Origin of the sequence: Marinobacter pelagius (assembly GCF_003315345.1) — a bacterium.
Taxonomy (GTDB): Bacteria; Pseudomonadota; Gammaproteobacteria; order Pseudomonadales; family Oleiphilaceae; genus Marinobacter; species Marinobacter pelagius_A.
This window is the reverse complement of the sequence record NZ_QNRO01000009.1, coordinates 116,718-143,472: the sequence shown is the minus strand read 5'-3', so window position 1 is coordinate 143,472 and position 26,755 is coordinate 116,718. Positions and strand designations below refer to the sequence as shown.

Genomic DNA, 26,755 nt, shown 5'->3' with positions numbered 1-26,755 from the left:
AGAGTAGGCTGAAGAGGATCAATCAGATAATCCGCTGAGAAAGATTTTCTTCTTTACATCTTTGGCATTTTATCAACCAGAAATTCCGGATACCCTAAATCTGTTTCCGCAGAGGTGGACAACCAACCGAGGCGCAATTCACCACAAAATGGACACGGGCGTCCTTCCATCCCCGGGACTGATATTCCTTACCGAGCAAAATCCCCTTCTCGATACCATCCAGCGACAAACGCTTACAGCCAACCACAAACTTTTTCCGCTCAAAGATGCTGTCGACGAACGGATTCAGCCGCCCACCGTAATCCCAGACCGACGAGATCAGCTCGCCATCCGGCCTTTCGGTAAGGATCTGGGCAAGCATGAAAAAATTGTAGGCGTTGACCCAGAACGCCACGGACTCCTCACGCCCTTCCAGGGTCTCCGGATCGAACTGCTCCAATGCTTGGCGCTGGCTGACCAGCGTCTTTGCCAGCTCGTCATCCGCCATAGCGGCGTCATAGTCGAAAGCAGAAACCAGGCCGTTACCAGGCAGGGTTTGCTCGGTAAGGTACTTGGTCAGCAATTCCTGATACTCCTGGTACAGACCGGGGTTGATATCTGCCCACGCCAGCACCGGCACCAGGGTCAGGGCCAGAAAAATCGAAAAAGATCGCGTTAGACGCATTCCCACTCCTCAATCAGTCAATTGGTTTCAAATCAGAAGACCTGGCTACAGACCCGAACGGCGCTTAACTGTTACAGCGAGGGAGCAGATGCTCACACCCTGCCATCCAGATGTAGCCAACGGGCCAGGCGGGAATGGGGGCGACGGCCCAGGTACACAGGCAAGGTGCTCATGACCAGCAGGATGGTAGCTGCGGCGATGACCGTCAGCACCGGGTTGAGCTCGAAACTGTGGCCGAGACCGGCAAAAACGAAGGTCATCGGCAACATGCCCAGAGCAGTCGCCAATGCATAGCGCCACAGCTGGATGGCCGTAACCCCGGCGGCGTAACTGATCAGGGCGAAGGAGAAAATGGGAATCAGGCGGGTTAACAGAACCGCAACGAACAGGAAACGCTGGGACCCCCGCGCCGAGAACACCGGGTTGTGGTCGAGCTTGCGCTGCACAGCCTCCCGCCCGAGGATCCGCGCCAGGTAAAAGGCGATGAGGGACCCGGCAAGCGCGCCAGCCACCGCAATGGCCGTACCGGTGAACATGCCATAGACCAAACCGGCGGCGGCACTGATGGGTAGCGTGGGAATCGGCCCGACAACCACGGCAAGAATCATCATCAGCATCAGGAACAAAGGCCCGAGCATGCCCTGGTGCGACAGCCAGTCTGACAGGGCCGCCGGCGCCAGACTGGCGGGCATGCCCAGTTGCCGAAGCATCAGCCAGATAGCGGCCATCAGCAACGCTACGATGGCCAGGAAGGAAAGACGGAAAAGCCACTGTGAACGGATCATCGAAGTATTCTACCCGTCACAGGGGCATCGGGAAGGTAAAAAGTCGCTGGCAGGCCGCATGGAACCAACCATACGGCCTGAACCGGCGGTTTACTGGTTCTTGCTCCAGGCAAACTTCTTGAACGGCTCATCAACCGGCGTCTGGGCAATGTGGTTGATGTAGTTGCTCATGGTCTTCTGGGACAGGGTCAGGATGACGTCCAGGACCTGCCGGTGACCGTAGCCTGCCTTGAAGAAAGCCTCCAGGTCTTCCTCGCTGACGTTACCCTGCTTGCGCATCACCGCCAGGGTGAAGTCCCGAAGCGCTTCGAGCTTTTCGTTGGGAAGCGGCGTCTCGTTACGCAGCGGCTCGATGATGTCATCAGATACTTCCATCATTTTGGCGATGCCGGTATGTGCCGGCACGCAGTAATGGCAGGCATTCTCGACATTGATGGTCTGCCAGACAACGGTTTTCTCGTCATTATCGAAACTGCTGTCCAGCACCAGCTGATGCAGCTGCTGATACGCCTCCAGCACCTGGGGGGATTCCGCCATTACTGCGTGCAGGCTGGGAATCATGCCGAAACCTTTTTGCGACTTCTCCAGAAGTGGCTTGGCGCCTTCCGGAGCAGATTCTATGTCATGCAACTTGAAATCAGCCATGGTGTATCTCCGTTTTTGAATGTTTGCTCAACAACATTGAGACTAACTGTTATTGAGCAGTCATTCAAGATATAATTGAGCGAACATTCAAAGAAACGGTAGATGGTATCGGTATGCCCAGACCTCCAAGTTATGATCGGGAATCCGCCCTCGCGAGGGCCGTCAGCCTGTTCTGGGAAAAGGGCTACCATGGCAGTTCGATGAAGCAGATCGAGCAGGCCCTGGATATGCGGCCCGGCAGCATCTACGCCACCTTTGGCAGCAAGGATGGTCTGTATTCGGAGGCCCTGACCCGTTACGCCGAAGCGGGGGGTGCGGAGCTCGCCGAACACATGGCCGGTTACGATTCCATCCTCGAAGGACTCCAGGACTATCTCCGCCGGATTGCCCTGGGCTGTACCAAAAATAGCGTGACACCGTCCCGTGCCTGCCTCATCGTCAAAACCCTGCTCGAGTCGAGTAATACTCACGCAGGACTGTCGGAACAGGCACAGGCAATTCTCGGAGCGATTGAGCAGTCCTTCGCCGAGCTACTCGAGCAGGCAAAGCAACGGGGTGAACTGAAGGATTCCGTCGATTCCGGTCGCCTTGCCCGGCTGCTGCAAAGCCAGATCATGGGGTTACGCTCCATCGCCGAGCGCAACCTCCCTGATGATGAGCTGGAAGCCCTGGGTGATGATATGGCGAGGATTCTCGACGCCTATCGTGCGGACTGACCGCCGGCTTTAACGATCAGCTGGCTAGGCGATTCACCTGCTCCACAAACCCGGCCGGAACGCTGTCAAGCACTGGCCGGGCATCACCGCACACCTCGGGATGGGGCGCATCCGGCTCCACCGCCAGAATGGAGGGGGATTCGGACCAGTGCAGCAATTGCAGCTTGCCATTCTCATGCTCCACCAGCGCCGTGCAGTGCTCCACCCAGTCACCGTCATTGCAGTAAAGCCCGTCCTCACTGCGCAGAAATCCTGCGGAATGAATGTGGCCACAGATAAAGCCATCGTAATGACCCTTTTCCGCCACAGTCAGCGCCGCCAGCTCGAACCGACGGATGAAGGTACGCGCCCTGCCAATCCGGCTCTTCACCCAGGCCGCCAGTGACCAGTACGGCTTGCCCTGTAGTCGGCGAAGGGCATTGAACCAGCGGTTCAGGCGAAGCAACAGGCCGTGGGCACGGTCACCGACCAGCAGCATCAGCGGGCTGCAGCGCACTACCTGGTCAAACTGGTCTCCATGACACACCAGGAACTGCCGGCCATCGGCGGTGGTATGGACCGCCTTGTACTTCAATTCGATACCGGACAGGGTCTGGCCACAGAAACGTCGGAAGAACTCGTCGTGATTACCGGGAATGTAGACCACGCGGGTGCCGGAGGTGGCCAGATCGATCAGCTTGTGGATCACCTTACGATGGGATTCCGGAAAATGGGAGCCTCGCTGCATGGCGATCAGATCAACAATATCGCCGACGAGGTAGAGGGTCTCGCACCGGATGTTATGCAGAAAATCCAGCAGGTACTCGGCCTGGCAGTCGGCCGTTCCCAGGTGGATATCGGAAATGAATACACTGCGGTACTGTCGCACGGTGCCTCCCGTTTCTCCGGAGCTTGCAGTCAGGTGTCCCTGAAAGAACCATGGCAAGCTCCGGTGACAATCGGGTGACGCCCGCAAGACAGTTTGGTTACCGGCCAGGCGTTACCGGAGATCCGGATTCAGGGTGTAGGTTCCCGTCACCCGGGCACTATCGAGAACATGGCCTTTCATGGCTTGCCGGACATCATTGCCATCAAACTCACCCTCAAGACCCAGGCTCTCCACATCCAGTGCATGAACCTCGAAATGGTAATGATGGATGATCTCGTCATTCCAGGGCGGGCAGGGACCGTCGTAACCGGCGTAGGTACCGGCCATGTCCGGATTGCCAGCCAGGAACTGGGTGTAGTTGTTAACACCACGAATACCAATGGGGCCGGGGCCATGGTCCTTGCCCTTCGGGCTGACGCCATCGCTGTCCTCCCCCTCGGGAATCCGGTTCACGTTGGCAGGGATGTCCACCAGCAGCCAGTGGAAAAAATCCACCCGCGACAGGTCCTTTGAAACAGTTTTGCCCTCCTGGTTGACGTCGTCCGCCACGCTTGGCACATCCGGATCAAACATCATGACCACAAAGCTTTTGGTTCCTTTGGGGACATCCTCCCAGGTAATCTCGGGGTTCCTGTTCGGACCAAAGCTCATGTGGTCCTCTTCGCTGTAGACGCCGAATGCGAATTTCTCCGGAATCGGCTGACCTTCTTCAATACCTCGGACCTGCAGTTTCACAGCAATGCCTCCTGTTGATAATTGACCTCGACCTGGTTGATTTTGCCAATCCGTGACCAGATCTTTAATACAAACGGTTTTAACAGTGGTGTCGACCTTATGTCCAGATTAGCAGACGACGGCCGATGCAACGTTCCGCCATAACCACGCCCCAACCGACGGAGACCCAGGTCACCATGAGCGACCAGAAACCCGGCAGTCCGCAACCACCCGAAAACCAGAAGGACGAGGATGCCATTGCCCTTGCCCAGGGCCTGTTTGATCTTGCCCGCAACGGCGGCACCCACATGCTTCGGCCGCTCCTGGAGGCTGGTGTGCCCGTGGACATACGCACCAGCGATGGCGACAGCCTGCTGATGCTGGCCACCGGTCATGGTCATGTCGAGACAGTCCGCTTCCTGCTGGAGAAGGGCGCTAACCCCAACCCGGCCAACAACCAGCTGCGTACGCCGCTAATGTCTGCAGCGATGACTAACCAAGTGGAAATACTGGAGCTGCTTCTGGAGGCCGGAGCGGACCCTCGGGCTGCCGATTCCGAAGGCGTCAGCGCCCAGGACCTGGCACAAGCTCATGGCGCCACCGACGCGGCGCAGCGACTGGCTGCCCGAAACGACGGATGACCCGGATCAAAGCTTCGGGCAGTTGCCCTTGATCATGACGCCAGATCAACCATAGTTACTAGCAGAAAGCCCAAATCAAGGAGAGCGAGCATGAGTGAAGAAGAGGACTACAAGAAACTGCATCCGATTCTGAGTTCGGTGACCCAGACTTACGTGGATCTGTACACCAACAGACCCAACGAGAAGAATCGTGAACAGCTGATCAAGCTGGAGAAGCTGTTGCACGAAAAACTCGAAGAGCTGAAGAAAGCCCGGGGCGCAGAGGGTAGCTGACCCAGCCCGTTACCGGCACTCTGGCAACCACCCTCAAGTCCATTTCTCATGGGGCGGCCGGTAGTTGCCAAAGGCTTCAACCACCGCCTCCGGGGTTTCCGCCCGGATGACCATGTCGATGTATTCCTGATTCAGGAAGCCGTTTTCCTGCATGGTCTGCACCATGGCCAGCAACGGGTCGTAGAAGCCATTGATGTTGTACAGACCGCAGGGCTTGTGATGAAAACCCAGCTGGCCCCAGGTCCAGGCCTCGAACAGTTCTTCCAGGGTCCCGATACCGCCGGGCAGGGCAAGGAAACCGTCCGCCAGCTCCGCCATCCGGGCCTTGCGCTGATGCATGTCACGAACCACGTGCAGTTCGGTCAGGCGGTCATGGGCCAGCTCCCGGTCCCTCAGGCTCTCGGGAATCACACCATAGACCCGGCCACCGGCGGCCAGGGTGGCATCGGCAACGATGCCCATTAAACCAACGTGGCCGCCACCAAAGACCACATCAATGCCATGGCTGCCGAACCAGGTACCCAGTTCCCGGGCCTTGTCCACAAACACCGGATTGTTGCCGGGTCTGGACCCGCAATAGACTGCCACTTTCATCGACTTCTCCCGTAATCTGACTGGTGGAATGTTCCACAGTATGGGCGTTCAAACAAAGCAGTTAAATGTTTGGGGGAGGCAAACCCTCCTTCAGTGCAATTGTGCCGGCGACCGGCTCCGAGTTAGTATTACTTCGGCAGCATTAGCACCCTACCTTTAACGATGCCTTCTCCAGTGAGGACAGCCAAGCACTTTTGGCCGCAAGAGTGCTTGGCTCTCTTCACTTCAAGGTCTGATTGTTATGGATAACCTTCATCATATCGTGGTGGTCGGCGGCGGCGCCGGCGGTCTGGAGCTGGTCACCAGCCTCGGCAACAAGCTGGGCAAGAAGCGCAAGGCCCGGATTACCCTGGTCGATGCCGGCCTGACCCATGTCTGGAAACCCCTGCTGCACGAAGTCGCCTCCGGCTCCCTGGACGCCAGCGCCAACGAGATCAACTACCGCGCCCACGCCCGGAAACACCATTACGAATTCCAGCTCGGGCGCATGAGCGGGCTCGACCGCAAGGCCAAAGAGCTGGTCATTGCCTCGTTTCATGACGAGGAGGGCCGGGAAGTGGTGCCAGCCCGCACCATCAGCTACGACACCCTGGTGATCGCCGTCGGCAGCACCGCCAACGATTTTGGCACCTCCGGTGCCCAGGAGCATTGCCTGTTCCTGGACAGCCTGAAACAGGCTCGCAGGTTCCACAACCTGATGCTGAATGCCTTTCTGCGCAAGAACCACGAAGCCCTCCAGGGCCATGAACACACCCTCAACATCAGCATCATCGGCGCCGGGGCCACCGGGGTGGAGCTGGCCGCCGAGCTCCGACTGGCGTCCCGGGAGCTGCCGGTCTACGGCATGAACCATCTGCAGCCCTCGGATGTCTCGATCTCGGTGATCGAGGCGGCCGACCGGATTCTGCCCGCCCTGCCCGGCAGGCTTTCGGCAGCGGCGACCCGGGAACTGGAACGCCAGCATGTGAAAGTGCTGACCGGCCAACCGGTGAGCGAAGTCCGGGAAGACAGCATCATCATGAAGGACGGCACCGAATTGCCCTCGGAAATGACCATCTGGGCCGCTGGAATCAAGGCGCCCGCGTTTCTGGCGGAACTGGACGGACTGGAGGTCAACCGGGGCAATCAGCTGGTGGTGGAACAGACTCTGCAAACCACCCAGGATGTGGACGTGTTCGCCCTGGGCGATTGCGCCGCCTGCCCACAACCGGATTCCGAGCGGCCGGTGCCACCCCGGGCCCAGGCCGCGCACCAGCAGGCCGATGCCCTGTTCAAGACCCTGTGCAACCGCCTGCAAGGCAAGGCCGACGTACCCTTCGTTTACAACGATCATGGCTCACTGATCAATTTCAGCCGCTACACCACCGTGGGCAACCTGATGGGCAACCTGTCCGGGCGCAGCATGTACATCGAGGGTAAGGTGGCGAGACTGTTCTATGTCTCCCTGTACCGCATGCACCAGGTGGCCCTGCACGGGTTTGTACGCACAGGCATTATCTGGCTGATGGATAAAATCAGCCGTGCCATGCACCCGCGTCTGAAACTACACTGAAGGGGAAACCGGCCCGGGAAAGCTGGTGGAGCGGGTGAAGGGAATCGAACCCTCGTATGCAGCTTGGGAAGCTGCCGTTCTGCCATTGAACTACACCCGCATTAGCGTTGGCCGCGAGTGAAATATAAGCGGCCGGCCCGCTTTTGGGCAAGTCTTGTGTCTGGAGATTGAATGGATCCCACCCTCACCCTAGTCGGAGCCCTGATGCTGGTGATCAGCATCGTGCTCAGCCCGCTGTCGAGCCGCGTCGGCATGCCGGTGCTGCTGATCTTCCTGGTGGTGGGGATGATGATGGGCGAGGACGGCCCCGGTGGCATCGAGTTCGACAATTTCGAACTGGCCTTCCTGATCGCCAACCTGGCCCTGGGAGTGATCCTGCTAGATGGCGGCATGCGCACGCGGGCGGAAACCTTCCGGGTAGGGCTACGTCCGGCGCTGGTGCTGGCCACCCTCGGCGTCTTCATGACCGCCGCCGGATCGGCGGTGGTCGCCCGCTGGGTGTTTGATCTGGAATGGCTGACCGCGCTGCTGATCGGCGCCATCATTTCCTCCACCGACGCCGCGGCGGTGTTCTCGCTGCTTCAGGGCCGGGGGTTACACCTGAACGAACGGGTCAGCGCCACCCTGGAGATCGAGTCCGGCAGTAACGATCCCATGGCTATTTTCCTGACCCTTTTGCTGGTGACCCTGATCGGCAACGAGGGGGCAGGCGCCACTTGGTCGGCTTTGGTGATGCTGATCAAGCAATTCGGCATTGGCGGTATTGCTGGCCTGGCGGGGGGCTTTGCCGTGGTGGAGATGGCCAACCGTATCCGCCTGACCCCATCCCTGTATCCCCTTCTGGTGGCAGCCGCCGGGATATCCGTGTTCTCTGCCACCAACGCCTTGGGTGGTTCCGGTTTCCTGGCCATCTACCTGACCGGGGTGGTGATCGGTAACCGGCCGGTGCGCATGATGCCGATGATCCTGCAGGTCCACGACGGCCTGGCCTGGCTCGCCCAGCTGTGCCTGTTCCTGATGCTCGGCCTGCTGGTCTCTCCCTCAGAGCTGCTGCCCCTGGCCGGCAGCGGCCTGATCCTGGCCCTGGCGCTGATCTTTGTCATCCGGCCGGCCACTGTCTTTGCCACCCTCTGGCCTTTTGGCTTCAAGCGTCGCGAGCTCGGCTTTATCGGCTGGGTCGGTCTGAGAGGGGCGGTGCCGATCGTCCTGGCGCTGTTTCCAATCATCGCCGACCTGCCGGAGGCCCAGCAGGTCTTTCATGCCGCGTTCTTTATCGTGCTGGTCTCCCTGGTGGTCCAGGGCACCACCATGGCGCCCCTGGCCCGCAAGCTCCGGCTCGAAGTGCCCGCCAGCGACGACCCGTACCGTCGTCTGCCCCTGGACGCCCCCGCCGCCGGCGATCACGAACTGATGCTTTTTCCCCTGCGCGGCAAAAACTGGGAAACGCCCCGGCGCCTCGGCCAGCTGCGGTTTCCGGCCAATACCGCAGTGGCCGGTGTGTTCCGTAACCGCGTCTGCCTGCAGCCGAAGGCGGACCTGGAAGTCTCCAGTGGCGATATGGTGGCTATGTTTGCCACTCCCGGCGTGCTTCCGGAGCTGGGCAAGGCCCTCAGCGGCCGCCATGCGCCGGAGTACCTGGCTGAACGGGCCTTCTTCGGGGATTTCGTACTTAACGGAGACGCGCTGCTCGGGGATGTGGAACAGGTCTATGGCATCGAGTTCGATGAACTGTCGCCGGACATCACCCTGGCGGAGTGCTTCTCCCGTCGTACCAAGGGGCATCCGGTGGTCGGCGATACCGTGACCCTGGGGCCGGTCACCCTGGTCGCCCGGGCAACAGAAGCCGACCGGGTCACCAAGGTCGGCATGAAGATGGACAGGTCACAAAATGATTGAACGGCGAAAGGGATGGCTATAAAACTTAACAAAACCCATTAACAGCCTCACCCTGAGCTATGATATAAACGGCTCTCAAGAAATATTAATGTTTGGTAAGTCAGGGTTATGGGTTTGCTTCGAAACGTTTTCCGTTGTCTGTTCATGGTTGTGATTATGGTGCTGGGGTCAGGGACTGCCAGCGCCTCGGACCTGCTTGCGAAAGCCGACGTTCGCATGCCCGACCCACAATCGTTCACGCCGGACCGATTCGACATCAGCGAAGTGCTGGTAAAAAAAGCCGAACGCCGGCTCTATCTGCTGGACGGCGAGGACGTTGTTCGCAGCTACCGTATCTCGCTTGGCGACAACCCCGAAGGTCACAAGCTCTACGAAGGTGATGAGCGTACCCCGGAGGGTGAATACCTACTGGATTGGCGCAACGACGAGAGTGATTTCTACAAGTCCATCCATATTTCCTACCCTGGTCCAAGGGACCGCGAACTGGCCGAAGCCTGGGGCCTGGATCCCGGCGGCAGCATCATGATCCACGGTCTGCCCAATGAAGCTGGCGATATGGCCTTTGCCTATGTCGGTCTGGACTGGACCGACGGCTGCATTGCAGTCACCAACGAAGCCATGGATGAGATCTGGCAACTGGTCTCAAATGGAACCCCGATCCGCATTCTTCCGTGAATAATGCATGACACCACGATTAAGTTGTTGTCATAAGCTAAGAAATTTTGCGTATCCTTAGTTAACATTTTGTCTCGGAGTGTTTTACACTGTTTAACGACTCCGATGGAAAATCCTTCCGTCGGACCCGGTTTTACAGGAAGTGATCTATACTCACTTCCGGGACTCAGGAAATAAAACGACCAATAAGGGGATTTACTATGCGTAAACTGATGATCGCTGGGTTTGCAATGGCTACTGCTCTGACTGCCGGCTGTGCCAGCAACCAGGCTGCCATCGACGAGGCAAATGCTACTGCAACTTCCGCAGAGCAGACCGCTGAGAACGCACTGGACACTGCCAACAGCGCTGCCGCTGACGCTCGCACTGCGCAGCAGACTGCAGAAGAAGCTCTGGCCGCTGCCCGTGCAGCCCAGCAAGCTGCAGACGAAGCCAACGAGCGTGCCAAGCGCATGCTGCAGAGCGCCAGCCAGAAGTAATTGGCTCGCTCCAGCTGAAAAGGGCCGGGAACCCCGGCCTTTTTTGTGCCTGAAATTCCGGCCGATCCGGTCTCTCCAGGCGAAGACGGGTCAGAAGAAGGCTTTCTTCTGACCCCATCTTCATGTCCAACGATCAGCTCAGCCCTGCTCCCCGGACGGCGGCGTCTTCACCTGCTTCTCCATGAACGTCTTCATCATATCCATCGGCAACGGGAACACGATGGTAGAGGAGTTACTGCTGCTCATATCTGCCAGCGTCTGCAGATAACGCAACTGCATAGCCCCGGAGTTCGCGGACATCACCTCGGCGGCCTCCACCAGCTTCTTCGACGCCTGCAATTCACCCTCGGCATGGATCACCTTGGCCCGGCGCTCCCGCTCCGCCTCGGCCTGGCGGGCAATGGCGCGGATCATGGACTCGTTCAGGTCCACATGCTTGATTTCCACGTTGGCCACCTTGATGCCCCATTCCTCGGTCTGGGCATCGATGATCTCCTGGATATCGGCGTTGAGCTTGTCCCGCTCGGACAGCATCTCATCCAGATCGTGTTTACCAAGCACCGAACGCAGGGTGGTCTGGGCCAGCTGGCTGGTGGCTGAATTGAAGTCCTCGACCCGTATGATGGACCGTTCCGGATCCACCACCCGGAAATAGAGTACGGCATTCACCCGCACCGTCACGTTGTCCTTGGAAATCACGTCCTGACTGGGCACATCCAGCACAACAACCCTCAGGTCCACTCTGACAATCTGCTGGATACCGGGAATCACAAGGATCAGACCCGGCCCCTTCACGCCCTGGAAGCGCCCCAGGAAGAACACCACGCCGCGCTCGTACTCGGGCAGGATCTTGATCGCCGATCCGAGGATCAGCAGTAGCACCACCGTGGGTGCGAGATAGGGAATCAGATCACCAATCATACGGCCTCCTTGTTTGCCGTGAACTGTTGAACGCCGGGTCAGCCTTCGTCTTCGAGAACCTCGACGGTTACCGTCAAACCTTCGATGCCAGTGACCCGCACACGATCACCGGCAGTTACCGGCTGCTCGCTACGGGCATTCCAGCGCTCACCACTGATACGTACATGACCAGTGTAGTGCTCATGGCCCCGGATGAAGTCATCCAGTGCTTCACCCTGTTCGTGGGTCAGCTGCTCCGAACCGCTGACCGGGTGTCTGCGCCGCAGACCGATAAAACGGGTGACAGTCCAGAGAATGAAGCCCGCCGCCACGATGGCGGTGCCACCGATGGTGGGTAACGAGATATCCCGGTGACTGCCGTCCATCAGGATTACCGAGCCGGCGACAAAGGCAACAATGCCGCCGACCCCCAGCATCCCGAAACTGGGTACGAAGGCCTCGCCGACGATAAAGGCGAGGCCGAGCATGATCAGCGCCAGACCGGCATAGTTCACCGACAACACCTGGAAGGCGAAAAGCGCGAGGATCAAGCTGATGGCGCCAATAACGCCGGGAACGATGGCACCGGGATTGGCCAGCTCAAAGATGATGCCGTAGAAGCCGATGATCATCAGGAAGTAGGCCACATTCGGGTCAGTGATGACCGACAGCAGGTTGGTTCGCCAGTCCGGTTTCGCACGCACCAGCTCCAGATCCGCCGTACTCAGGGTCTGGTCACCGGAAGCCATCCGAACGGTGCGGCCATCGATCTGTTGCAACAGATCCCGCAGGTTGGGTGCCACCACGTCGATAACATTCTGCTCCAGGGCCTCGGAGGCACCCAGGTTGACCGCCTCCCGCACGGCCTGCTCGGCCCAGTCGGCATTGCGGCCATGACGTTCCGCCAACCCGCGGATATAGCTGACCGCATCTTCCAGGACCTTGCGCTCCATGGCGGTTCCGCCCCGGCGCTTGCTGTCTTCCTGTTCAGACGCCGTGCCATCCGACTCAGGCGCCTGCTCGGGCTCCTGCGATTCGGAAGGCTGCTCTGCGGGGTCCGTTCCGGGAATTCCCCCCATCTGAACCGGCGTCGCCGAGCCAAGATTGGTCGCCGGTGCCATGGCAGCGATGTGACTGCCATAGAGGATGTAGGTGCCAGCGCTGGCAGCCCGGGCGCCCTGGGGGGACACGTAGGTTGCCACCGGCACCTCGGATGCGAGGATGGTCTTGATGATCTCCCGCATGGAGTCCATCAGACCGCCCGGCGTATCCATCTCGATGACGACGAGCCCCATGCCTTCGGTCTCGGCGCGCCGGATCCCCCGGGTCACGTAGTCCATGGTCGCCGGGCCAATGGCTCCCTGGACGGTAAGTACCAGGGCCCGGTCCGGACTGTTCTGGGCAAACAACTGGTGCGAGAGGGAGATTCCGGCGAGCAAAGCCCCGAGAAGGAAGACCGTCGCGAACAGGTTCAGGCGCCGGGACTTTCCGGCTCTGATTGCTTGCTTCCCTTGCATGGCGCGTCCCCCTTGTAAGTCCTCAGAAGTAGAGTTTCTGCTCCGGCTCACTCCCTGTTTCAGGGGCTTCCTCCCCGGCACTCTCATCCGTGGCAACCTGGGTGAGCTGCTCACCGATCATGGTGGGGATGCCATCGGCCTGGTCCACAGCAAGCTCGATGGCACGGCGATTCACCTCAACCGCCGGATTCCGCTCACGGAACGCCTCAACCTCGGCGAAGACCCTCTGCCAGAGCTCGTCCCGGTCCTCCCGGGGATAGTCCTCACCGGGACGGTGAACCTCAAGCCAGACCTCACCTCCGGATATACCGATCTTGACCGGATCGCGGATCACCTGGACCGGCGTTCCCTTGTCCACCTGGTAGATAAAACGGGAGATATCCTCGTTGTACATGCGGAAGCAGCCGTGGCTGACCGGCATGCCAACACCGAAACGCTTGTTGGTGCCGTGGATCAGGTAACCTTTCTCGCTGAGCAACAGGGCGTGGGTGCCCAGCGGGTTGCCGGGGCCGGGCGGGATCATCTTGGGCAGATAATCACCATTAGCCTCGTATTCGGCACGAATACTGGCCGGCGGATACCAGGCCGGCGATTCCAGCGGCATGGTCACTTCCGCATTGGTCAGGGGCGAGGGATTCTCCTCGGTACCAACCCCCACCGGATAGACCTGCACACCACCATCGCCGGTAAAGTAATAGAGACGGTACTCCGCAAGGTTGATCACGATACCCTTGCGGCGGGCCTCATCCGGAATCACATACTGACGGGGAAGGGTGATGGTCGTGCCTTCTCCGGGCAGCCACGGGTCCACGCCGGGATTGGCCTTAACCAGCTCCAGATAGCCCAGCGCCAGACGGTTGCCGAGGCTGGCAAAGGTATCCTCGTAGCGGGTGGTAAAAGCCTGCAACTCACCGGCGAGGTCACCTTTAAGCTCAAAGGTGGGGACCCGCGGGCTCCGGTCAGGCTCGGCTTCAGATTCTTTGTCCGAAGCAGTAGCTGTCGCCGCCATTACCGGGGCAGTCGCCAGGGCAACCAGCAGCGCCAGAATATTCCAGTACTTTCCAAACCGCATAGTTCTGTTCCGAAATTCGATGTGCACGCAAACGGTGACAGCAAACCCAATCAGGAGTTCATGGCCGTGGTCCAGACAGTCACTACCGCCAGGAGTACAAACAGGATGCTGGCGCTGATTCTCGCCGTCGCCAGGGGCATCCGCTCCATCAGCCAGCGACCGGCCATAATAACCGGTATGTTCGCCAGGAGCATCCCCACCGTCGTTCCCATGATAACCCAGAAAGTGTCAGTAAACTTCGCGGCCAGTACTACCGTGGCCACCTGGGTCTTGTCGCCGATCTCCGCCAGGAAAAACATGACGGTGGTGGCCATGAAGGCACCCATGCCCAGGAACCTGGAATCCTCACTGTCGTCCTTGTCCGGAATCAGCAGCCAAAGGGCAATGGCGACGAAGCTTCCGGCCAGCAGCCAGGGCAACCAGGCTTCCGGAATGAAGCTGGCAATCCAGGCACCCAGCCAGGCCGAGAGGGCATGGTTCAGGATGGTGGCGATCAGGATACCGAGGATGATCGGGGTGCGCCTGGCGTAGCGGGCTACAAGGAAAAGGGAAAGCAGCTGGGTCTTGTCGCCGATTTCAGCAATGGCAACGGCAACGGTAGAGGCGAGAAAGGCGTCCATCAAACAACTCCAGGGCGGATATCCAAGACATGAGACAGCCCACCTTCCGCCCATAGGAGGTGATCTGCCTCAGGTCTTGCCAATCCCGGTAATGCGAATGCGGGACACGGTGGCCATGGAGATTGAGCCCCAAGTATGTTGACCACCGTCCGGCCGGATCATCCGGCGCGGAGGCTACTCCCCTGAAGGAGGTTGCATGCTAGCCAATTAAGGCCGACATCGCAACTAGGCCCGCATCCGCCACACCGGGACCGCGGCTACGGCCACGAATACGGCGACCAGCCACCAGGCGCTGTGAAAGGCATCTATAGTGGGCAGGCCATCGCTGTGTGGTCCGAATTCGACGGTAAGGGCCACGATATTAACGCCAAAGGCTCCCCCGAGCTGCCGGGTAAAATTGATGGTGCTCGAGGCGGCACCCAGCTGCTCCGGCGGGAGCGGGTTGAGTGCGCCGGTGGACAGCGCCGGCAGCATGAGGCCGATGCCGATCCGGCCCAGGATGGTCCACAGGGCCAGCCAACCGAAGGCCAGAGTGACATCCGACACCGCAAACAGCATGGCCGAGGCGGCAAACAAGGCGATACCAAACACCACCAGCTTGCGGGCACTCTGGCGATCGGCCAGTCGACCGGCAAGCGGAAAGGTTATGCCCAGCACGATGCCGGCCGGCAGCATCAACAATCCCGCCTCGGTGGCCGTAAAACCAAGCGCGGTCTGGACGAAAAGCGGCACCAGGTAGGTCGAACCGAACAACGCCAGCCCTAAGGCCATGGCGCCGAGATTGGCATACACAAAGACGGGGTTACGCAGGAGCGCGATGTTGACCAGCGGATGCCGGGCGGACCGCTCCCGCACCACGAACAGGACCAGCAAGACAGTGGCTGCCGACGCCTGCAGGCCGATACGCCACTCGGCCCCGGCCAGCTCCTGCATGCGGTTGAGGGTATCCAGGGCCAGGCCGATCGTTGCCCCTAGCAGGAGCAGACCCGGCAGATCGAAGCGGTAGGGTTCGGGGCGGGAGGGCGGCAGCGGCAGGAACCGCCAGGCCATGAACACACCCAGCATCGTGACCGGAGCCGGTGCAAACATGACGTAGCGCCAGCTAAGCTGGTCCACCAGGAAGCCCCCGAGCACCGGCCCCAGCGCGGGCGCAAGGATGACACCCATGCCATAGATGCCCATGGCCTGCCCACGTCGTTCCCTGGGGAAAATCCGGAACACCAGGTACATGCCCATGGGCTGCATCAGCCCTGCCATGGCGCCCTGGCCGATCCGGGCGGCAATCAGCTGGCCCGGCGTACCGGCAAAGCCGCCGGCAATGGAAATCAGGGTAAACAGGATCATGGCACCGGCCAGGGTCTTGCGCACGCCGAAATGGTCCAGCAGCCAGGAAGAGGCCAGCATGGTGGTGGTCATGGCGGCGATAAAGCCAGTCGCAAGCCAGTGCACCTGGCCCTGACGGATACCGAACTCCAGCATGATGTCATGCAGGGCCACGTTGACTACCGTGGCACTGAGTACCGTGGCCATGGTGCCCAGCATGACGGTACACACCGCCAGCCAGCGCCAGCGATCGCCGTAACGGGCCCTGAGTCCGTCGACCGTATTATCCGCCAGGATGAAACTCCTACTTCTGCTTTTCGGCGTTTTCCATGATCTTCTGGAACACCCTCAGTGCGACCTCGATATCCTCATCGCTGATGCCTTCCAGCATTTCCTCGCGCAACTTGGCCGCACGCTCGGAGAGATCATCCATGAATTCCCGGCCGGCGTCGGTCAGGTGCAGGCGACGCGCCCGGCGGTCATTGGGGCAGGGCCGGCGTTCGATCAGTCCCTGCTGTTCCAGGCTGTCCAGAAGGCGCACCAGCGTGGGATTCTCGATCGCCATCAGGCTGGCGAGTTCACGCTGGGTCAGCCCCTCACCGCCCTGCTGCAGGTAGACCATGGTGCTCCAGCGGGCCTGAGTCACGCCCAGATCCTTCAGGCGCTCGTCCAGCATCTTGCGCCAGCGGCGGGTAACCCGGGCAACGGCAAAGGGAAACTGGTCTCTCATGGGTTATCGCTCCTGTCCGGTGGCCGCCCGGTCACTTGAAGCACCGGGGCTATCGGCCAAAAAACTCACATTATGGGAAAGTCACCAATAGTATGCTAACCATTGAGATAAAAACAGATATCAGATCAAAAATATAATCGGGAAAACCGAGAGGAAGCCGGGTCAGCCGGTCTGACGCAGCTCCTCCTTCATCTCTTCGACCTCGGGAGACTCGTGAAATTCCTCGTTCCGCGGATCCAGTTCGGTCAGTACCGGAGAGGTCTCGGGCATGGCGGGCACGAAGTGCTCCTGATCCGCCACCGGTACATCCTCGGTATGACTGATGCGGTAACTGGTGATCAGCGCCAGCAGAACCAGGAATCCGGCGTTACCCAGGAACAGCCCCCTGGGGCCCAGGAGCCCGATCAGCTCGGCCATGACAATGGGGCCGATGACGCTGCCGACGCCGTAGCTGAGCAGCAGGGTGGCGCTGGCCGAAACAATGCGGCTGGTTTCCATGCGGTCATTGGTGATCGCCACGGCAATGGGATACACACTGGCCGACAGACCGGTGAACAGACCCACCAGCAACGTCAGCATGGCAAGATTCGTCGTTTCCAGTACACCAACGGCCCCGGCCGCCGCAGCCGCAACCAGAGCCACCCAGAACATGACCCGGCGGCGGTCAAACCGGTCACAGACGCGGCCGAGCGGCCAGGCCAGGATCATGGCCGCCACGATGGCACTGGCCATGAAGGTGGAGGTTTTGGCCACGTCCAGCCCCACCAGGGTCGCATAGACCGGCCCCAGGGCATAGAAGCCACCAATCATGACGCCACAGATCAGCGCACCGGCTACCCCGGAGAAGGACTGGCGGGCCAGGGTGAAGATGGACATACGGCTGGCCTGTTCGATGGCGGGCGCTTCCATCCGGGTCAGCGACAGGGGCACCAGCGCCAGGGTCAGCAGGATCGCGGCCAGCGAGAACGGCATGAAATTGGCGGGATCGCCCACGTTAACCACCAGCTGGCCGCCCGCCGCCGATAAATAGAAGACAATCTGGTACACCGCGAACAGCGCACCGCGGTTGGCATTGGTGGCACGGCTGGAGAACCAGCTCTCGATCACCACGAGGACGCCGGCGATACTGAAGCCGGAGAGCACCCGCAGGAACGCCCAGAACACCATGGACACCGCCATGGGATACATCAGGGACGCCACGGCGGCCATGGCCGCAAACACCGCAAACGCCCGGATATGGCCTACCCGGCCAATCACCCGGTGTACATACATGGTGCCGAGCACGAAACCGATGGAGTAGCACACCAGCACCCAGCCAATCACGTCCGGAGCCACCTGCTCGATGCTCAGACGGATGCCAAGCAGGGTCATCAGGAAGGCATTGCCGCTCACCAGCAGGATAATGCTGAGAATCAGCGCAGACAGGGATGTGACCATTCGGGTCATGACAACGGGCTCCGGCGGCGGACGTCAGACTGTAATTGTTTGGGCCATAAGATAGCACCAGCCTCCGGACTGTGCCGGCACGGCATTAGACCAGCGGCATCGGATGCAGGCTACTAGGGACTTCCCGAAATCCGCAAAATGTGATGCAGTGACTGATGGATGCCGCTCAAGCCGCGGTTTTTCGGGGTTTTTACATTAATGGGTCGTAACAGACCCTCTGACCCAGAGCAGGTAACATAAATCCAAGATAATCAATGGATCCGTGAGCGCCTGGATATGAAAAAGACGGACTGGCCCATCCGCTGGGATTTGCTGCTACGCTATCGACTGATAGAAACTGTTGCCTTGTGGGAAGGTCGACTGACCACCAACCACATCTGCCACAGCTTTGGCATCGGCCGCCAGCAGGCCTCCAAGGACATCAACACCTACCTGCGGGAGCTGGCCCCGGGCAACCTGCTGTATGACCGCCACCTCAAGGGTTATGTACCGGCACCGAAATTCCGGCCGGTGGTTACCCGCGGCGAAGTCAGCGAGTATCTTGACCTGCTTGCCCGCCAGCAGAACCTGAGCCACACGTTCGAATCACTGGATCTGGGTCTGCCGGACAGTCACGTGGTGGCGGGTCCCGGCCGGGTGATTCCCCCCGAAACCATGCGCGCCGTGGTGACCGCGACCCGTAATGGCAGGCAGTTGCGTGCCAGCTACACCTCTCTGAGTCGCCCGGAGCCGGTGGAAACCATTCTCGAACCCCATACCCTTGTCTGCACTGGCGACAGCTGGCACCTGAGGGCGTGGTGTGACTCCAACCGGGAGTTCCGGGACTTTGCCCTGAGCCGTCTGCGGACGGTACCGGAAGCCCTACGCCAGCGGGCCCGCCATACCAGTCAGCACGATGAGGACTGGGTCCGGGAGGTCAACCTGGTGATCACCCCGGATCACCGCCTGACCGAAGCGCAGCAGGACATCATCGCCCGCGACTACGGCATGCAGGGCGGCCGACTGACCATCCGGACACGCGCCGCGCTGACCCCCTATGTGCTGTCACGCATGGGCATTACCTTTGACAACGAACATCCGGACCCCCTGGTTCAGCAGCTGGAACTGGCCAATCCGGACGAGCTGGGTTTCGGCAGCCGGCGGGAACAGGCACTCAAAGCGGTGGCCGGACTCTGCTAGACTGCCCGGCGTGAAATCACTCGCGCTGTTTGCCGCCACCATACTTGTTCTGGGTCTGCTGACGCCCCTGGCGTCGGCAGCCACCGCCTGTGGCGATGCCGCCACGCCCATTGCCCGCATCCAGGGCGAGGGCAACCACTCCCCCTTCACCGGCCAGACCGTGACCGTCGAGGGTATCCTGACCCTCGACGCCCGGGGGAAAGTCGGTTTCCGCGGCTTCTACCTGCAACAGGCCGACGATCAGACCGACGACAATCCGGCCACCTCCGAAGCCCTCTTTGTCTATACCCGTCGCCCGCAGGGCCGCCAGGGGCAACGGCTTCGGGTGACCGGTAAGGTGAAGGAATTTCATGGGCTAACCGAACTGGTCAATGTCCAGGAGCTGGAAGTCTGTGGCCCCGGAATCATGCCGGAAGCAGTCAGCCTGGAGCTGTCCGGGGACGCCACTTACGAAGCCCTTGAAAACATGCGGGTCTTCATCCCCGCCCCCCTGACCGTGATCGACAGCTACAACCTGGCCCGTTACGGGGAGCTCACCCTGGCGCCCCGGGACCGGGTGATTGCCACCGAGTATCTGTCTCCCGGCCCGCTGGCCGGAAAGCTGAACGACGCCAACGGGCAGATCACTCTGGATGACCGCCAGGGGAATCGTGACCCGAGGCCCGTGCCCTGGCCACCGGGAGGTCTGGGGGCCGACAACACCGTACGTACCGGAGATACCCTGCGCGGAGTCCGCGGTGTACTGGATTTCCGATTCGGACAATGGCGGATTCAGCCCGGGTCGCCACCGGAGTTTATCGCCACCAACCCCCGCGAACCGGCACCGGCGCGCCCGGCAGGATCGGCGCTGCGGGTGATGACCCTCAACCTGGCCAACCTGTTCAATGGCAATGGCCGGGGCGGCGGGTTCCCGACTCCCAGAGGTGCAACAAACGAATCCGCTTACCGGCAACAGCAGGCACGCCTGGTCTCGGCGCTGACCGGCCCGGACCCGGACATCCTTGCAGTCAGCGAACTGGAGAACGACGGCTACGGCGACCACAGTGCCGCCGCCACACTGGCAAAGGCCCTGGGGCCGGACTGGCGCTACATCCGGACACCGGGGAAAGACGGTAACGACGCCATCCGTACCGCCCTGTATTACCGCCAGGACCGGGTGATCCCGGTCGGCGAGGCACACCGGTTGACCAGTGGTCCTTTCCGGAACACGGGACGGCCACCGGTGGCGCAGGCGTTCCGGTTACCAAACAGCAATGCCCTGGTCCGGGTCGTGGTTCCCCATCTCAAATCCAAATCCTGCAGGGGAGCCACCGGCGCCGACCGGGACCAGGGCGATGGCCAGGGCTGCTACGTCCAACGCCGGACCCGGGCCGCCGGGGCGATTGCCGACTGGCTGGCGGGCCTGCCCGAACAGGGGGCTGGCGCCGGCACCCTGATCACCGGTGATATCAACAGCTACACCCGGGAAACGCCCCTGGAAGTGTTCCGACAACATGGCTACACCAGCATGGTAGCGCAATACCACCCATGCACGCCTGAACACTGCGCCCACTACACATACCGGTACAAGGGCCGCAAGGGCTCCCTGGATCACGCCCTCGCATCAGAGCGCCTCGCGCCGCGGGTTGTCAATGCCGTCACCTGGCGCATCAATGCCGACGAACCCAGGGCGCTCGGCTACCAGCATGACCTGGCCCCGGACAGCAGCGGGCCCTGGCGTTCCTCGGATCACAATCCCGTCATCGTCGACATCCGGCTCTGACCCCATCGGTCACAACGCCTGCTACCGGTGGCTCCCGCGCCCGCACAGCAGGGCAGCCCAGCCAAGGCTGGCTGAATTCCGACAGGTAAACTGTATCTGTGTCTCACTCCGACAGGACCTGTGATGAGAATTCCTGCCCCCAATTTCTGGCCCGCCGCCCGCACCGGGCAGCGCTGGTTGCTGAATGCCCGACGCCGGGTGGCCACCGTCGATGGCCACCGGATGGTCTACCTGGAGCGGGGCGAACCCGGTCCCGGTCGGCCAACGGTCCTGCTGATCCATGGCTTTGCCGCCATGAAAGAGAACTGGGCCTTCTGGCTACAACGGCTGCCTCGGCAATGGCACCTTCTGGTACCGGATGTTCCGGGCCTGGGCGAAAGCGATTACCGGGAGGATGCCAGCTACCGGTACCTGGCCCAGGCCCTGCGCCTGCGCGAGTGGCTCGCCAGCCTGTCAACCGACAACATTCACCTGGTGGGTAGCTCCATGGGGGGCGCCATCGCCGCCGTACTGGCCCACGAGATGGCGCAGGCTCCCCGGTCCCTGACCCTGCTCAACAGCGCCGGCATTCCGGAACACCCAGATGTGGACCTGGATCTGCCCTTTGAGACAGATCGCGACGACCTGCTGATTCCAGAGGACTGGAAAGGCGTCTATCGGATGTTCAACAGCGTCGGCAACGGCAAGGCCACGGGCACCGGTATCGCCATGGCCGGCCTGCTCGGACCGGATCTGTTGAGCCGTACCGATGCCCTCCGGCACATTTTCGCGGACATGGTCGCGGACGCCCTGGCCCCGGCCCGTTACCTGGGACCGGACACACCACCACTTCAGGTCCAGTGGGGAGACCGCGATGTGATCACTCCGACTCGCTGCGTCCGCTGGTTCGAGACCGCCACGCCCGATGCCGAAGTGCATGTCTTCCCCCGGGTCGGCCACCTGCCGATGCTTGAGATTCCAGGTAAGTCTGCCGCTGTGCTGGAACGCTTTGTCGAACGCCATGCCCACTGACAGCGGGCCAACCGGTGGATCAGGTTCGTCGGGCCAGTTGGCCCGACCGGCCCTGGCTCCCGTCAGACCAGCCATGGGAATGCTCAGCCACGCCGGCATAATCCCTCAACATCACCGACCCATTACATAACAAAAACGGTACTGAACGAGGAAACCCATGCGCGCCTCCGTCTCGACTGCTCAGGATCTGGGTATGCCGGCCATCTACCTGCACACCCTGGCCGGATTGCTCTACAGGATTGGCGTCGACGAACAGGATCTTCTGCTCCGCGTCGGCCTGGACCCCTCCCGCCTGAATTGTCCGGAACTCAGGGTAAGTCAGGCCCAGGCCAGCGAATTCGTCACTCGCGCCATCATCGAAAGCGGGGAACCCGGCCTTGGCATTCTGCTGGCCCGGGAAATGAAGCTGCCCCTGCACGGCACCCTGGGTACGGCGGTGATGAGCAGCCGGACCCTGAGGGACGCCCTGGAACTGGTGACCCGATACCTGACCCTGCGCGTTCCGCACCTGAAGGTGAACCGCCACAAACTCGAGGATCATGCCCGCTATACCGTATCCTGCGACGTCGACATGGGCCCCCTGCAGGGCTTTATCCTCGATGCGACCCTGTTTGGCTGCGTTTTCATGGGAGCCCAGCTGACGGGCACGCCGGTGGATGGCACCCGGATTGTCAGGCAGGGCCCGGAACCCCACTATTTTCCGAGGTTCCGCCAGATCATCCCGGTGCCTGTGGAGTATGAAGCCCGGGAAGACGCCCTGATCATCCCGGAGAGCCGGCTGGCATTGCCCATCCGGTTCACCAATGACCAGCTGGCGGCCGCCTCCCGCGCCCAATGTGAAGAGGCCCTGCAACGCCTGACCGAAGATGCCTGCTTTGCCAGCCGGGTTCGGCGGGTGATTGAAACCAGCCATCCATTTCCACCCAAGCTGGCCCGCGTGGCCGGCACCCTGTTTGTCTCGGAACGGACCCTGAAACGGCGCTTGCAGGAGGAGGATGCCAGCTTCCAGAACCTGGTGGACCAGGTCCGGCTGGAACGGGCGGGGGAACTGCTGACAAGCACCGGCATGAACCTGAGCCAGATTGCCGATGCCCTCGGCTACGCCGACGCCGCCAATTTCACCCGGGCGTTCAAACGCTGGACCGGCGAAAGCCCGAGCCAGTACCGCAATAAAGCGCTCCGGCCCGTGGCCACGGCCTGATCAGTCGATTCCGATGATCTTGTGCATCTGCAGGGTCAGGCGCCAGCGGGGGTGGGCCAGGCAGTAATCAGTGGCCTTGCGGGTGTTGCTTTGCTTGACCGGGTCGTCACCGGTCGCCGGCAGGCTCGGAGAGGCCATGGGCGACAGGAAGTAGTGTCGGGCCCGGATATGCTCGAACCGTTCCGGCATGGCCAGCGGCTGCGGATACACCAACTTGAGTTCATCACAGGCCTCGATGACCACCGGCGCATCCGCCTTGGGGCTGACACACAACCAGTCGATACCGGCCGGCGCCGGCAGCGTGCCATTGGTTTCCACGCCGACCTCGAAACCGGCGCGGTGGAGGGCGTCGATCAGTGCTTCGTCAAGCTGTAACAGGGGTTCGCCGCCGGTGCACACCACGTAAGGGCATCCCGGCGCTTCGGGCCAGAGACTTCGGATATGCCGGGCCAGGTCGTCCGCGGTTTCGAACCGGCCGCCATTCTGGCCATCGGTGCCAACAAAATCGGTATCGCAGAAATCGCACACTGCGCTGGCTCGATCCTTCTCCCGGCCAGTCCACAGGTTGCACTTGCTGAACCGGCAGAACACCGCCGCCCGACCCGCCTGGGCACCTTCCCCCTGGAGCGTGTAGAACGCCTCTTTGACCCGGTACATCAGGCCTGCTCCTCGTATTCCAGCGGATCGGTCACGCCATTGGCGGCAAAAGCCTCGAGCCGTTCCACGCACGAACCGCAGCGGCCACAGGCCTTGTCCCGGCCGTTGTAACAGGTCCAGGTCTGACTGTAGTCAAGGCCCAGCTTCAGTCCCTCGGCCAGGATTTCCCTCTTGTCCATACGAATCAAAGGCGCCTCGATCCCCACCGGCTCGTAATTGGCTACCCGGCACACCGCATCCATCTTCTCGACAAACTCGGGGCGACAGTCCGGATAGATGGCGTGATCCCCGCCGTGAGCACCGAACCATACGGCCGAAGCACCTGCAGTGACGGCGTAACCGGTAGCCAGGGACAGCAGGATCATGTTGCGGTTGGGCACCACCGTCGCCTTCATGCTGTCCTCCTCGTAATGACCTTCGGGCACCTCGATGTCGGAGGTCAGGGAAGAACCACTCATGACTTCGGACATGGCGCGGATGTCGATTTCCTTGTGGGGAATGCCAAGGTCCGCGCATACCTGCCGGGCGCAATCCAGCTCACGGACATGGCGCTGGCCGTAATTGAAGGACAGGGCGTGAACCTGATAGCCACGGGCCCGGGCCAGGTGCAACAGGGTGAAGGAGTCCATGCCTCCGGAATAGATTACAACCACGGTTTCAGTCATTCAGGCTCCCACAGGGTTCCGGGACAACAACGATGTGTCATCGGGGTTTTACATTGAGTGGACATATTGTAACAGTGGACGCACAGGTTGGGTTCGCGTCTCGGGTACGGGCCGGGTAAACTCAACGAAAAACAACGCAGCAATGACCCTGACACCATGACCAGCGAATTCACTCCGGCATTCATCGATTTCGAGGCTTCAAGCCTGGATCTGATTGCGAGCTACCCGATCGAGGTGGGTATCTGCATGCCGGGCGGAGAGCTGCACAGCTGGCTGATCCGGCCCCATGTGCTCTGGCAGGACTGGTCGCCAAGTGCCGAACAGATTCACGGCATCTCCCGGGACACCCTGAACGAGGAAGGCAAGGCAGCGGAAGAAGTGGCCCACCAGCTGAACCGTCTATTGCCGGAGCAGGTGTTCTGTGACGCCTGGACCTTCGACAGTTTCTGGCTGCACCGGCTGTTTCGGGCCGCGAGTGTGCAGCCCGAATTCCAGCTGGAGTCAATCTCCATGCTGCTGAACAGCCAGCAGGTCCGGCAGTGGCCGGGCGTGCGTCAGCAGGTAATCTCAGACCTGGGGTTACCCGTGCACCGGGCTGCCAACGACGCCCTCATCCTGCACAAGACCTGGCGGAGGATTATTTTCCAGGACGAAGCCGCACTGCAATGAACTGCAGGCCGTCCTTGAGGGTATGCAGGGTCCAGTAGGTTGCCACGGCCATCAGTGCCGCTCCGGCAACGGTAAAGCTCAGATCATCCCCTACAGTCTTGTCCTGGGCCAGCACCATGTAAACCGCCAGGGCGGCGATCAGTGCAATTTCAACGATAAAATCAGAACGGAACTTGTTTCTGGCAGATCCGGGTTCGTCGGGCATTTGCTTCGGTTTCAACCTCTGTATTCAAGATAAATCAATTGACTGGTTAGTGTGCAAATTATCGCCAAATCCGACCGATCCATCTGTACGAAGTAGTGGCTACGAACTTTCCGAGATGCCAAAAAAAAACGCAGCCAAGGTGGCTGCGTAGAAAGGAGAGATCCATTGATACCCGACTCGGCAGGTATCGCGGATTGCACAACGTAAAAACACGTGACGCCGCGAATTATGGGCTTGCCGGCTGCCGCCGTCTGTACGGGTTTGCCGAAGCCGGAGGGCTCTTGCAAACCGTCCGATAGCCTATACACTGAGTAATGAACCGAAACCAAAGAGCCGGTATGACCAGGATGATTTTACAGTTCATTGTTTACCCAGCCGCTGATTGCCAGAAAGGGCAGTCTGCGCACGCCATGGTGAAAGACATCTAACGGCTTTCGGTCAGTCCCGGGAGCCTTCGCAGCGACCGGGTCAGCTTCTCCGCCAAACCCCGGTTGCCCTTGGCTCCGGGGTTTTAGTTTTTGCAGCCGCAAAACGACAAGGAGAACATCATGAAAAGACGTCCGACAACACGTGCGGCGAATCAGCCGATGGGCAACCGCCAGGGCCCGATCAAGCGCCCGGAAAAACTGCCGCTGCTGGATGCGATCTGCAAGAAGCTGAACCAGCGCGTCAATCTGGATGACGAGCAGCGGGTGCTTGGGCTGTATGAGCGAGGCTGGATCTTCAACGGTGTGCTGGCCAATCTCAGTGGCGCCGAGGCCCGGTATGTGCGGGCACTGGCCACCCGCTATAATTCCTGGATTGCCCGCCAGGTGGCCTGAGCAGGCAGCCAGCTTCCAACGGAAAGACTGAACCGGTCAATGTTGCCGGTTCAGTCCCTCCAGCATTGCCATCTCACCACCGTGAACCATCGCGTAGTTATTGATCACATCGTGAATCTTGTCCTGGGAATAGGGCTTTACCACGTAGCCGTTGGCACCGGCGCTGATCGCCCGCTGGATACTGTCGATGGAATCGTCCGCCGTCACCAGCACGATGTGCTGCTCTTCCCGTCGCCGCTTGAACTGCTGCATCAGCTCATGACCATCGCCATCCGGCAATCCCAGATCCAGCAGGATGATGTGGTACTCACTGGCGTCGAACGCCTGCCTCGCTGAGTTCGCATCCACCGCCCCGGTCACTTCCGTGGCACCGGCCCGGTATAGCATTTCCACCAGGCGTTCCCGCATCAGGGGCTCGTCTTCCACCACCAGAACTTTCAGATCCGTCATCGGTTTTCTCCACTGATTCCTTGGC

General features: G+C 60.7%; 30 protein-coding genes and 1 tRNA gene. 13 read left to right on the top strand and 18 right to left on the bottom strand.

Going from position 1 to position 26,755, the window contains the following annotated elements:
• Positions 1–94 precede the first annotated feature (94 nt).
• The 3 genes from DET50_RS10165 to DET50_RS10155 all read right to left on the bottom strand — a co-directional run bounded on the left by DET50_RS10165 (position 95) and on the right by DET50_RS10155 (position 2,094).
• Complete coding sequence (locus DET50_RS10165) at positions 95–664, bottom strand: DUF547 domain-containing protein (protein WP_113862744.1); 570 nt, start codon at positions 662–664, stop codon at positions 95–97.
• A 92-nt stretch (positions 665–756) separates the two neighbouring features.
• Positions 757–1,449 (bottom strand): TVP38/TMEM64 family protein, encoded by a 693-nt coding sequence (locus DET50_RS10160; RefSeq protein ID WP_113862743.1) that lies wholly within the window; start codon positions 1,447–1,449, stop codon positions 757–759.
• A gap of 90 nt (positions 1,450–1,539) precedes the next feature.
• Entirely contained in the window at positions 1,540–2,094 is a 555-nt protein-coding gene (locus DET50_RS10155) for a carboxymuconolactone decarboxylase family protein (RefSeq protein ID WP_113862742.1), read from the bottom strand.
• Between the two features lie 113 nt (positions 2,095–2,207).
• Between DET50_RS10155 and DET50_RS10150 the strand changes: the two genes are divergently transcribed.
• Entirely contained in the window at positions 2,208–2,810 is a 603-nt protein-coding gene (locus DET50_RS10150) for a TetR/AcrR family transcriptional regulator (protein WP_113862741.1), read from the top strand.
• Positions 2,811–2,826: 16 nt separating this feature from the next.
• On the opposite strand, the gene DET50_RS10145 is transcribed toward DET50_RS10150, so the two are convergent.
• Positions 2,827–3,678, bottom strand: coding sequence for a UDP-2,3-diacylglucosamine diphosphatase (locus tag DET50_RS10145; RefSeq protein WP_113862740.1), 852 nt, complete (start codon positions 3,676–3,678; stop codon positions 2,827–2,829).
• Positions 3,679–3,789: 111 nt separating this feature from the next.
• A complete protein-coding gene (locus tag DET50_RS10140) occupies positions 3,790–4,413 on the bottom strand; it encodes a YbhB/YbcL family Raf kinase inhibitor-like protein (protein ID WP_113862739.1) in 624 nt (207 codons plus the stop codon).
• 125 nt (positions 4,414–4,538) lie between these two features.
• On the opposite strand from DET50_RS10140, the gene DET50_RS10135 reads away from it, so the two are divergent.
• Complete coding sequence (locus DET50_RS10135; protein WP_404932734.1) at positions 4,539–5,033, top strand: ankyrin repeat domain-containing protein; 495 nt, start codon at positions 4,539–4,541, stop codon at positions 5,031–5,033.
• Positions 5,034–5,123: 90 nt separating this feature from the next.
• Positions 5,124–5,306: a hypothetical protein gene (locus tag DET50_RS10130; protein WP_113862737.1), complete on the top strand. Its 183-nt coding sequence runs from the start codon at positions 5,124–5,126 to the stop codon at positions 5,304–5,306.
• 33 nt (positions 5,307–5,339) lie between these two features.
• Here DET50_RS10130 and DET50_RS10125 read toward each other — a convergent pair whose 3' ends face one another.
• Complete coding sequence (locus tag DET50_RS10125) at positions 5,340–5,900, bottom strand: LOG family protein (protein ID WP_113862736.1); 561 nt, start codon at positions 5,898–5,900, stop codon at positions 5,340–5,342.
• A gap of 241 nt (positions 5,901–6,141) precedes the next feature.
• Here DET50_RS10125 and DET50_RS10120 point away from each other — a divergent pair, with 241 nt between their 5' ends.
• Positions 6,142–7,452 (top strand): NAD(P)/FAD-dependent oxidoreductase, encoded by a 1,311-nt coding sequence (locus DET50_RS10120; protein WP_113862735.1) that lies wholly within the window; start codon positions 6,142–6,144, stop codon positions 7,450–7,452.
• A gap of 26 nt (positions 7,453–7,478) precedes the next feature.
• Here DET50_RS10120 and DET50_RS10115 read toward each other — a convergent pair.
• Positions 7,479–7,552, bottom strand: a tRNA-Gly gene (locus DET50_RS10115).
• Between the two features lie 71 nt (positions 7,553–7,623).
• Here DET50_RS10115 and DET50_RS10110 point away from each other — a divergent pair.
• The 3 genes from DET50_RS10110 to DET50_RS10100 all read left to right on the top strand — a co-directional run bounded on the left by DET50_RS10110 (position 7,624) and on the right by DET50_RS10100 (position 10,502).
• Complete coding sequence (locus DET50_RS10110; RefSeq protein WP_113862734.1) at positions 7,624–9,348, top strand: potassium/proton antiporter; 1,725 nt, start codon at positions 7,624–7,626, stop codon at positions 9,346–9,348.
• Positions 9,349–9,456: 108 nt separating this feature from the next.
• Positions 9,457–10,023 (top strand): L,D-transpeptidase family protein, encoded by a 567-nt coding sequence (locus DET50_RS10105; protein WP_113862733.1) that lies wholly within the window; start codon positions 9,457–9,459, stop codon positions 10,021–10,023.
• Positions 10,024–10,223: 200 nt separating this feature from the next.
• A complete protein-coding gene (locus tag DET50_RS10100) occupies positions 10,224–10,502 on the top strand; it encodes an Lpp/OprI family alanine-zipper lipoprotein (RefSeq protein WP_113862732.1) in 279 nt (92 codons plus the stop codon).
• Positions 10,503–10,640: 138 nt separating this feature from the next.
• Here DET50_RS10100 and DET50_RS10095 read toward each other — a convergent pair whose 3' ends face one another.
• The 7 genes from DET50_RS10095 to DET50_RS10065 form a co-directional block, all read right to left on the bottom strand.
• Positions 10,641–11,423 (bottom strand): slipin family protein, encoded by a 783-nt coding sequence (locus DET50_RS10095; protein WP_113862731.1) that lies wholly within the window; start codon positions 11,421–11,423, stop codon positions 10,641–10,643.
• A 38-nt stretch (positions 11,424–11,461) separates the two neighbouring features.
• Positions 11,462–12,919: an NfeD family protein gene (locus DET50_RS10090; RefSeq protein ID WP_113862730.1), complete on the bottom strand. Its 1,458-nt coding sequence runs from the start codon at positions 12,917–12,919 to the stop codon at positions 11,462–11,464.
• 22 nt (positions 12,920–12,941) lie between these two features.
• Complete coding sequence (locus tag DET50_RS10085) at positions 12,942–13,991, bottom strand: L,D-transpeptidase family protein (RefSeq protein WP_113862729.1); 1,050 nt, start codon at positions 13,989–13,991, stop codon at positions 12,942–12,944.
• Between the two features lie 50 nt (positions 13,992–14,041).
• Positions 14,042–14,611: a TMEM165/GDT1 family protein gene (locus DET50_RS10080; RefSeq protein ID WP_113862728.1), complete on the bottom strand. Its 570-nt coding sequence runs from the start codon at positions 14,609–14,611 to the stop codon at positions 14,042–14,044.
• Between the two features lie 225 nt (positions 14,612–14,836).
• Positions 14,837–16,228 carry an MDR family MFS transporter gene (locus tag DET50_RS10075; RefSeq protein ID WP_113862727.1) on the bottom strand — a complete coding sequence of 464 codons (1,392 nt, stop codon included), beginning with the start codon at positions 16,226–16,228 and terminating at the stop codon, positions 14,837–14,839.
• Between the two features lie 10 nt (positions 16,229–16,238).
• Positions 16,239–16,664, bottom strand: coding sequence for a transcriptional regulator SlyA (gene slyA / locus DET50_RS10070; protein ID WP_113862726.1), 426 nt, complete (start codon positions 16,662–16,664; stop codon positions 16,239–16,241).
• A gap of 162 nt (positions 16,665–16,826) precedes the next feature.
• A complete protein-coding gene (locus DET50_RS10065; RefSeq protein ID WP_113862725.1) occupies positions 16,827–18,110 on the bottom strand; it encodes an MFS transporter in 1,284 nt (427 codons plus the stop codon).
• A 276-nt stretch (positions 18,111–18,386) separates the two neighbouring features.
• Between DET50_RS10065 and DET50_RS10060 the strand changes: the two genes are divergently transcribed.
• The 4 genes from DET50_RS10060 (at position 18,387) to DET50_RS10045 (ending at position 23,263) form a co-directional block, all read left to right on the top strand.
• Positions 18,387–19,289, top strand: a complete 903-nt coding sequence (locus tag DET50_RS10060; RefSeq protein ID WP_175497194.1) for a helix-turn-helix transcriptional regulator — start codon at positions 18,387–18,389, stop codon at positions 19,287–19,289.
• Between the two features lie 10 nt (positions 19,290–19,299).
• Positions 19,300–21,051, top strand: a complete 1,752-nt coding sequence (locus tag DET50_RS10055; RefSeq protein WP_113862724.1) for an ExeM/NucH family extracellular endonuclease — start codon at positions 19,300–19,302, stop codon at positions 21,049–21,051.
• A gap of 123 nt (positions 21,052–21,174) precedes the next feature.
• Complete coding sequence (locus DET50_RS10050; RefSeq protein ID WP_113862723.1) at positions 21,175–22,062, top strand: alpha/beta fold hydrolase; 888 nt, start codon at positions 21,175–21,177, stop codon at positions 22,060–22,062.
• A 157-nt stretch (positions 22,063–22,219) separates the two neighbouring features.
• Positions 22,220–23,263 carry an AraC family transcriptional regulator gene (locus DET50_RS10045; protein ID WP_113862722.1) on the top strand — a complete coding sequence of 348 codons (1,044 nt, stop codon included), beginning with the start codon at positions 22,220–22,222 and terminating at the stop codon, positions 23,261–23,263.
• Here DET50_RS10045 and queE read toward each other — a convergent pair whose 3' ends face one another.
• On the bottom strand, positions 23,264–23,920 hold the full coding sequence (queE, locus tag DET50_RS10040; RefSeq protein WP_113862721.1) for a 7-carboxy-7-deazaguanine synthase: 657 nt from the start codon (positions 23,918–23,920) through the stop codon (positions 23,264–23,266).
• Positions 23,920–24,585 (bottom strand): 7-cyano-7-deazaguanine synthase QueC, encoded by a 666-nt coding sequence (gene queC / locus DET50_RS10035; protein ID WP_113862720.1) that lies wholly within the window; start codon positions 24,583–24,585, stop codon positions 23,920–23,922. The genes queE and queC overlap by 1 nt, the downstream gene beginning before the upstream one ends.
• A 156-nt stretch (positions 24,586–24,741) precedes the next feature.
• On the opposite strand from queC, the gene DET50_RS10030 reads away from it, so the two are divergent.
• Positions 24,742–25,254, top strand: coding sequence for a 3'-5' exonuclease (locus DET50_RS10030; RefSeq protein WP_113862719.1), 513 nt, complete (start codon positions 24,742–24,744; stop codon positions 25,252–25,254).
• Here DET50_RS10030 and DET50_RS10025 read toward each other — a convergent pair.
• Positions 25,223–25,459 carry a hypothetical protein gene (locus tag DET50_RS10025; protein ID WP_113862718.1) on the bottom strand — a complete coding sequence of 79 codons (237 nt, stop codon included), beginning with the start codon at positions 25,457–25,459 and terminating at the stop codon, positions 25,223–25,225. The two genes, DET50_RS10030 and DET50_RS10025, sit on opposite strands and share 32 nt — an antisense overlap.
• A gap of 548 nt (positions 25,460–26,007) precedes the next feature.
• Between DET50_RS10025 and DET50_RS10020 the strand changes: the two genes are divergently transcribed.
• A complete protein-coding gene (locus tag DET50_RS10020; protein WP_091998635.1) occupies positions 26,008–26,280 on the top strand; it encodes a hypothetical protein in 273 nt (90 codons plus the stop codon).
• A 36-nt stretch (positions 26,281–26,316) separates the two neighbouring features.
• Here DET50_RS10020 and DET50_RS10015 read toward each other — a convergent pair whose 3' ends face one another.
• Complete coding sequence (locus DET50_RS10015; RefSeq protein ID WP_113862717.1) at positions 26,317–26,730, bottom strand: response regulator; 414 nt, start codon at positions 26,728–26,730, stop codon at positions 26,317–26,319.
• Between the last annotated feature and the right edge of the window lie 25 nt (positions 26,731–26,755).